The 7,425-nt window shown below is 68.7% G+C and carries 7 protein-coding genes; 3 read left to right on the top strand and 4 right to left on the bottom strand.

Features of this window, described 5'->3' with window-relative positions:
- Positions 1 to 90 precede the first annotated feature (90 nt).
- The gene (locus tag VGN82_RS02320) at positions 91 to 1,515 is read left to right on the top strand and encodes a glutamate synthase subunit beta (protein ID WP_327525367.1); all 1,425 of its coding nucleotides are present in this window, start codon (positions 91 to 93) and stop codon (positions 1,513 to 1,515) included.
- Between the two features lie 22 nt (positions 1,516 to 1,537).
- Here the strand turns inward: VGN82_RS02320 and VGN82_RS02325 are convergent, their stop codons facing one another.
- Positions 1,538 to 1,876, bottom strand: coding sequence for a YciI family protein (locus tag VGN82_RS02325; protein WP_327525368.1), 339 nt, complete (start codon positions 1,874 to 1,876; stop codon positions 1,538 to 1,540).
- Between the two features lie 313 nt (positions 1,877 to 2,189).
- On the opposite strand from VGN82_RS02325, the gene VGN82_RS02330 reads away from it, so the two are divergent.
- Complete coding sequence (locus tag VGN82_RS02330; protein ID WP_327525369.1) at positions 2,190 to 3,704, top strand: ABC-F family ATP-binding cassette domain-containing protein; 1,515 nt, start codon at positions 2,190 to 2,192, stop codon at positions 3,702 to 3,704.
- Between the two features lie 17 nt (positions 3,705 to 3,721).
- Here the strand turns inward: VGN82_RS02330 and VGN82_RS02335 are convergent, their stop codons facing one another.
- Entirely contained in the window at positions 3,722 to 4,939 is a 1,218-nt protein-coding gene (locus VGN82_RS02335) for an SGNH/GDSL hydrolase family protein (protein ID WP_327525370.1), read from the bottom strand.
- 63 nt (positions 4,940 to 5,002) lie between these two features.
- Positions 5,003 to 6,247, bottom strand: coding sequence for a lytic murein transglycosylase (locus tag VGN82_RS02340; RefSeq protein ID WP_327525371.1), 1,245 nt, complete (start codon positions 6,245 to 6,247; stop codon positions 5,003 to 5,005).
- A 376-nt stretch (positions 6,248 to 6,623) separates the two neighbouring features.
- Here VGN82_RS02340 and rnk point away from each other — a divergent pair, with 376 nt between their 5' ends.
- Positions 6,624 to 7,049 carry a nucleoside diphosphate kinase regulator gene (gene rnk, locus VGN82_RS02345; protein ID WP_327525372.1) on the top strand — a complete coding sequence of 142 codons (426 nt, stop codon included), beginning with the start codon at positions 6,624 to 6,626 and terminating at the stop codon, positions 7,047 to 7,049.
- A 12-nt stretch (positions 7,050 to 7,061) separates the two neighbouring features.
- Here rnk and VGN82_RS02350 read toward each other — a convergent pair.
- Positions 7,062 to 7,425: NAD-dependent epimerase/dehydratase family protein (locus VGN82_RS02350; RefSeq protein ID WP_327525373.1), on the bottom strand; the 364-nt coding region annotated here is incomplete at its 5' end.

The raw sequence follows: 7,425 nt of genomic DNA on the forward strand, positions 1-7,425 counted from the left end.
ATGTCCGACCCGGGACCTCATCAGGACAGGCGCCCCGGTCTCCGGGGGGCCCGGGCCGGGCCCGGGCTGGACGGCGAGAGAAACAGAAGTATGGGCAAGGTCACGGGCTTCCTCGAATACGACCGGCAGGAGCAGAAGTATCAGCTCGCCGGCGACCGCATCCGCCATTTCCGGGAGTTCACGCTCCCGCTGGAGGAGCGCGACGTCAAGAAGCAGGCGGCGCGCTGCATGGATTGCGGCATCCCGTTCTGCCACGGTCCGACCGGCTGCCCGGTTCACAACCAGATTCCGGACTGGAACGAGCTGGTCTATTCCGGCGGCTGGGAGGATGCGCTGCGCAACCTCCACTCCACCAACAACTTCCCGGAGTTCACCGGCCGCATCTGCCCCGCGCCCTGCGAGGAGGCCTGCACGCTGAACCTCGAGAACATGCCGGTGACGATCAAGACGATCGAGCAGGCAATTGCCGACAAGGGCTGGCAGGAGGGCTGGATCGTTCCGGAGCCTTCGACCACGCGCACGGGCAAGAAGGTCGCCGTCGTCGGTTCCGGACCGGCAGGCATGGCTGCGGCGCAGCAGCTCGCCCGCGTCGGCCACGAGGTGCATCTCTATGAGCGCGAGGCGCGGGCCGGCGGCCTGCTGCGCTACGGCATCCCCGACTTCAAGATGGAAAAGAAGCATATCGACCGCCGCGTGAAGCAGCTGGAGGCCGAGGGCGTCACCTTCCACTACAACGTCAATGTCGGCGTGACGCTGCCCTTCTCGACGCTCACCGCCGAGCACGACGCCGTGCTGATGACGGGCGGTGCCGAGGCGCCGCGCGATCCCGGCCTGCCCGACACCAACCTCCAGGGCGTGCACTATGCGATGCCCTACCTGACCCAGCAGAACAAGCGCACCGGCGGCGAGGATATCTCGGCGATCACGCCGATCCTGGCGGCCGGCAAGCATGTCGTGGTGGTCGGCGGCGGTGACACGGCGTCGGACTGCGTCGGTACGGCCTTCCGCCAGGGTGCGCTCTCGGTGACCCAGCTCGACATCCGGCCGATGGCGCCGGAGCTGGAGGACAAGCTGACGGTCTGGCCCTATTGGCCGACGAAGTTCCGCACCTCCTCCTCGCAGGCGGAGGGAGCCGAACGCGAATTCCAGGCGGCGACGCTCGGTCTGGAGGGCCGCAACGGCCGGCTGACAGGGGTGAAGTGCGCGCGCGTCGACGAGAAGCGCAAGCCGATCCCTGGCACGGAGTTCGTCCTGCAGGCCGATCTCTGCTTCCTGGCCATCGGTTTCGCCGGCTCGGTGATCGAGGGGATGATCGCGCAGTCGGGCGCGGCGGTCGACAAGCGGGCGAACGTGATCGCCAATGAGCGCGACTACAAGACCAGCACCGAGAACGTCTTCGTCGCCGGCGACATGCGCCGCGGCCAGTCGCTCGTCGTCTGGGCGATCCGCGAGGGCCGCCAGGCCGCGCATGCCATCGACAAGCACCTGATGGGTGAGACGATCCTGCCGGTGTGACCTGCTGGGAGCCTAGCCTGGATCAGGACGCGTCCGGCTCTTCCAGCGGCCAGATTTCGACAACGCCATGCGCCACGGCGCAGGGCACGCGCGAGACAAGGTCGATGGCCTCCTGCAGATTGTCGGCCTCGATCAACGCGAAACCTGCCACGGGCAGGTCCGACGCCATGAAGGGGCCGGCTGTGGTCCGGACGCCGGTGGCGTCGGGATTTCGCACCTGTGTCGGGCTCCCGGCGATGCCCATCACGGCCCCGCGCGCGACGAGCCGCGCATCCTGGGCATGGCCCGCATCACGCACGGCCGAAGGGGTCCTGTCATATCCGGCCCGGTCGCCGTAGCCGATCGTCACGAATCTCGGCATCGCGCCTTCGCCTCCCTGGCCCATCAATGCGAGGAATCGGCGAGGGTTCCGCCGGCGCGCATCGAGCCGCTCGGCGCTCCTGCGTGTCATGCCGGCGATGCCCTGTTCAATTCAGCCCGCTCCGCTATGATCGGCGCCATGGAATCTCACCAGAAGGGGAAGCAGGCGCCTCGCCGCCGCTTCCATTGCCGCACCCGCGGACCTGTTTGCGCCCCGCGTTTCACCTCGCGGGGCTGATCGGGAGCGCATCGCCGTCTCATCGTCAGCCTTTCTGGCGCGTTCAATCGCGCATGTCTGACTCCATGAGATTCCGATGTCCCTCATCACCCTGAAAGACCTCTCGCTCGTGCGCAGCGCGCCGCTGTTCAGCGGCCTCGCTCTCGCCATCGCCAAGGGCGACCGCCTCGGCCTCGTCGCCGCCAACGGGCGCGGCAAATCCTCGCTCCTGCGCATCATCGCCGGCGCGGAGGAGGCTAGCGGCGGAACGCTGACCCGCGCTCGGGGCCTCGTCACCGCCTTCGCGCCGCAGGATCCGCCAGAGCGGCTTCTGCCGATGAGCCTCTACGACGCGGTGCGCGACGCGCTCGATCCCGAGGCGGCGGAGACCGAGAGCTGGCGCGTCGATGTGCTGCTGGACGACCTCATGGTCGAGGAAAGCCTGCGCAGCCGGGCCGTTGCCGGCCTGTCCGGTGGCTGGCAGCGCACGATGCTGCTGGCGCGGGCAGCCGTGACCGAGCCGGATCTCCTGCTGCTGGACGAGCCGACCAATCATCTCGACCTCGAACGGATTGGCCTGCTGCAGCGTTTCCTCGCCGCGCTGCCGCGCGACTGCGCCGTGGTCGCGGCGAGCCATGACCGCGCCTTCCTCGACGATGTCAGCACGCGCACCCTGTTCCTGCGACCGGCCGAGAGCGTCGATTTCGCCTTGCCCTATTCGCGTGCCGTGCTGGCGCTGGAAGAGCGCGACGCGGCACGGGACCGGCAGTTCGAGAACGAGATGCGCAAGGTCAAGGCGCTCAGGCAGCAGGCGGCGAAGCTGAAGAATATCGGCATCAACTCCGGCTCGGACCTGCTGGTGGTCAAGACCAAGCAATTGTCTGAGCGTGCTGACAAGCTGGAGGAGCAGGCACGCCCCGGGCACAAGGAGCGCTCGGCCGGCACGATCCGTCTCGCCAGCAGCGGTTCCCATGCCAAGGCCCTGGTCTCGATCAAGGAAACGTCGGTGACGGCGCCGGACGGGCGCTTGCTGTTCCGCACCGGACAGCTCTGGATCGAGAAGGGCGACCGGATCGCGCTGCTCGGCGCCAATGGCAGCGGCAAGACTCGGCTTGTCACGCGGCTGCGAACGGCGCTGGACGGTTCAGATCCCGACATGCGCGGCGCGGCGAGCCTCAAAGCTGGCTACTCGGACCAGGGCCTCTCGCAGCTCGATGCCTGGCGCACGCCGTGGGACGCAGTGAAGCGGTCGAGCGATCTCGGCGACCAGACCGCGCGTACCGTGCTCGCTGGCGCGGGTATCGCGAGCGAGGCGCAGCCGGCGCCGACGGCGCGCCTGTCCGGCGGGCAGCGTGCCCGGCTTGCGATGCTGCTGCTGCGCCTGGCCGAGCCCAATTTCTACCTGCTGGACGAGCCGACCAACCATCTCGACATCGAAGGTCAGGACATGCTGGAGAGCGAGCTGATCAAGCATGAGACGGCCTGCCTGCTGGTCAGCCATGACCGCGCCTTCGTGCGCGCGGTGGCGACGCGGATCTGGGTCATCTCGGGCAAGCGGCTGGTCGAGGTCGACGATCCCGATCCGGTCTTCGACAGGCTGATGGCGGGGTGAGGAGCGGGGGTGCCGGCTCAGCGCGGCCAGCGATAATCGTCGATCCGCCCCGGCTTGGGCTCGGGCAGGACGCCCTCGACGAAGATGCGGTCGAGCTGGCTTGCGATGTCGCCGCGGCCGCGCGCCTCCGGTATCGAGATCAACAGCGTCTGATCGCCCGGTGCGGCCGTGCCGGTCAGCGGCAGGATCGGCCCCGCCAGCGGCTTGGCCTGGAGCGCGGCCGGCAGGCTGATCGAGGGCAGGCCGCTGACCATCTGGTCGATCAGCCGTTCGACGCCACCGGGCTGCAGTTCGGGGCTGGTCGGCGCGCCGGTGTCGGGCGAGACCGGCAGGGCGACGACATTGCCCTGTGCGCCAGGCTCGAACATGCGGCGCACCAGCACGTCGACGAAATGCGCCGCCTTGCGGGCACCGGCCGCGGTGAAATGGATACCGTCGCCGAGCCGCAGCCGCATGGTCTGGCCGGAGACGTCAGGGCCCATCGTCGCGTAGCGGTTCTCGCTATCGACGAAGGCGCCCCAGAGATCGACATACTGCCCGCCGGCACGCTCGACCTGCTGGCGATACTGCTCGTTGAAGGTGACGAAATCTGCCGAGAGCCTGGCATTCTGTACCGGCGGCGCGCCGACCCAGATCAGGGGCACGCGCCTGGCGGCGAAGATCTGCGTCACGGCGTCGATGCGCTCGCGGTAGAGTTCGAGCCAGCGCGGGCTCAGCGGCTCATGGACGGTGTCCGCCTCGCGAATGGCCTGCCGGTCGTTGAGGCCGATCATGATGACGCCGAGGCTCACCTTCTGATCGCCGGCCAGCAGTTCGGTGGCGACTTTCGGCCAGTCGTGGAAATCGCTGCGGACGAGGCCGGAATCCGGCTTGGCCTTCTGGATCACGGCAAGGTCCGGCCGGTCCTCCAGGGCCTCCTCCAGCCCGTCGGCCAGGAGATGGGCCAGCGAATCCCCGATGACCAGAATGTGGTGGGCGACATCGACCTTGGGGATGACGGGGTCGTCGCGCACCACGACAGGAGCGGCCGGGCGGCGGCGGACGACCGGCGCGACGCGCTGGCGCTGCGGCTGCGCGACGGGCGGCGGCGCGGGCTGCTGCCAGAACCACTGGAAGAAGCCGCGCTGCTGCTGTGGCTGCTGGCGATAATACTGCTGGGCGAACGAGGTCGGACCGCCGGTCAGAAGCAGCAGTCCGGCAGCCGCCAGAAGCATGAGGAGGGAGCGCAAACGCATCGGGCTCTCGATCCCGCGCCGGAGACCGGCCTGCCGGATATATAGTCCGGATTGGCGCCGGCGTCAGCGTGGGCTGCGCATCTTCGCCAGCAGGGCGGGCGTCGGCCAGCCATCGGGGACCTCGCCGGTGCGGAGCTGGTACTGTCGCACGGCCTCGCGCGTGCCGGTTCCGATGCGCCCGTCCGCGTCGTGGTTGTAGAGGCCGAGAGCCTTCAGCCGGCGCTGGAGGTCCTCAGTACCGGCCTTGTCGAGACGCGGTGCCTGCACCGGCCAATCGGCCTGGATCGCCGGACGCCCCATGATCCGGTCGCCGAGATGGCCGACAGCGAGCGCGTAGGCGTCCGAGGAATTGTACTTCTTGATGACGTCGAAATTCTCGGTCAGCAGCATGACCGGGCCGCGATGGCCGGCGGGATAGAACAGCCGCGCCTCTCCCGAAGACGGCAGGGCGCGGCCATCGGCGCGGCGCACGCCGGCCGAACCGAAGCTCGCAAAGCTCGCCTTGTTCAGCCTGTGGTCGAAACCTTCGGGCAAGGTCACCTCGAGGCCCCAGGGCAAGCCCTGCACCCAGCCATAGCCCTTGAGGTAGTTGGCGGTCGAGGCGAGCGCGTCGGCCGTCGAGGTCCAGATATCGGCATGCCCGTCGCCGGTGAAGTCGACCGCATATTTCCGGTAGCTCGACGGCATGAACTGGGTATGGCCCATCGCGCCGGCCCAGGAACCGCGCAGCTCGCGGCGTTCGACATGGCCTTCCTCGATCAGTTCGAGCGCGGTCAGGAGTTCGTCGCGGAAGAAGTCGCCGCGATAGCGGATATGGGCCAGCGTCGCGAGCGAGCGGATCGTGTCCTTGTCGCCCTTGAACGAGCCGTAATTGGTCTCCATCCCCCAGACGCCAAGCACGATCTCCCTGGGCACGCCGTAGCGCGCCTCGACCTGCGCCAGCACGCTCGCATTGTCGGCGGCGGCGTCGCGACCGCGCGGGATGCGCGTGCCGCCGATCGCGCTGTTGAGATAGCCCCAGATCGGCGCCGTGAATTCGGACTGCTTCTTCGTCAGCGCGACGATCGAGGCATCGGGCGTCACACCGCGAAAGGCGGCGTCGAAGGTGGCGCGCGAGATGCCACGCTGCTGGGCCAGCGGCCAGAGCCGCTGCAGGAAGGCGTCGAAGGAGGCATTCGCTGGCGTCGCCGCCGGGGCAGGCTTGGCGTCGCGAGTTCTGGCGGCCGAGGTGTTGATCGAGCCGGTGGTTTGCGCGAACGCCGGCGCGAGGCTGATCAGGGCCGTAGCGGCGATGACGGACAGGCGCATGGGGACACTCGGTTCGGGTTGGAAAGGCGGGTCTCTCCAGAGCGCCTGAACAAGCTTAACCAAAGGTTAAGCGCGGTCGCAATGCCGCCGATCCGGGGTGCGTCGCAGTGGCGCGATTTGACAAATCGGGCGGGTTGGCCGAGCCTTGCGGGCATGGACAGCCATCTCCGGTTCTGCCGCGGTCTCCACCGCTCGGGCAATCTCATCGCGGGCCACTAGCCCCGCGCCCGCCGCGCCGCGCGCTCCGGGTTCGGGGCCAGTGCCGCGCCTTTCGGCGCCTCGATCCTAGACCCACATCAGCCTTTCGGACAGTCGCGAGTCGGCGCGGTCGATCGACCTTCGCCGCCGGCTGCCGAGCCATCTTTCAGGATACCTCATGACCAATTCAACGAAACGCTCCGCGCGGCCGGCTATCGTGCTCACCGCCGAGGACCATCTCATGCTCAGCCGCGCCGTCGCCGGCGCCGGCGAGCGCCTTGCCGATCTCGCGGCCGAACTCGGCCGCGAACTCGATCGGGCTCGCATCCTGCCGGAGGGCCGCAGCTCGGCCGATCACGTCCGCATCGGCAGCGGCGTCACCTTCCGCGACGAGGGCACGGCCAAGGAGACCACGATCACGCTAGTCCGGCCGGAGGAGGCGGATGTCGATGCCGGCAAGATCTCGGTGATGACGCCGGTCGGCGTCGCCCTGATCGGCATGGCGGCCGGCAAGTCGATCGACTGGGTGACGCGCTCGGGCGAGATGCGCCGGCTGACGGTCACGGACGTCAGGGACCCGGCCGATCTGGTCGTTGCGGGCTGAGGCCGGATGGGCTCAGAGCGCGTTTCGCGTCCTGAGCTTGTCTTCCCAGGCGAGGGCCTGGCGGACGATCTCCTCGAGGTCGTCATGTTCGGGGCGCCAGCCGAGTTCCGTGCGGATGCGGTCGGCCCTGGCGACGAGCGAGGCCGGATCGCCGGCGCGGCGGCCGGAGAGCTTGACCGGGAAATCGACGCCCGAGACCTGCTTGACCACGCGCACCACCTCGCTGACCGAGTAACCGCGGCCATAGCCGCAGTTGAGGGTCAGGTTGGCGCCGCCGGCGCGCAGATGCTCGAGCGCGGAGAGATGCGCCCGGGCGAGATCGGTGACGTGGATGTAGTCGCGGATGCAGGTGCCGTCCGGCGTCGGATAGTCGGTG

The sequence above is a fragment of the Allobosea sp. genome, from assembly GCF_035999205.1.
Classification (GTDB): Bacteria; Pseudomonadota; Alphaproteobacteria; order Rhizobiales; family Beijerinckiaceae; genus Allobosea.

Coding starts and splice junctions, on each gene's coding strand:
- rnk (WP_327525372.1), top strand. CDS start 6,624: ATGACCAATTCAACGAAACGCTCCGCGCGGCCGGCTATCGTGCTCACC.
- VGN82_RS02340 (WP_327525371.1), bottom strand. CDS start 6,247: ATGCGCCTGTCCGTCATCGCCGCTACGGCCCTGATCAGCCTCGCGCCG.
- VGN82_RS02330 (WP_327525369.1), top strand. CDS start 2,190: ATGTCCCTCATCACCCTGAAAGACCTCTCGCTCGTGCGCAGCGCGCCG.
- VGN82_RS02335 (WP_327525370.1), bottom strand. CDS start 4,939: ATGCGTTTGCGCTCCCTCCTCATGCTTCTGGCGGCTGCCGGACTGCTG.
- VGN82_RS02320 (WP_327525367.1), top strand. CDS start 91: ATGGGCAAGGTCACGGGCTTCCTCGAATACGACCGGCAGGAGCAGAAG.
- VGN82_RS02325 (WP_327525368.1), bottom strand. CDS start 1,876: ATGCCGAGATTCGTGACGATCGGCTACGGCGACCGGGCCGGATATGAC.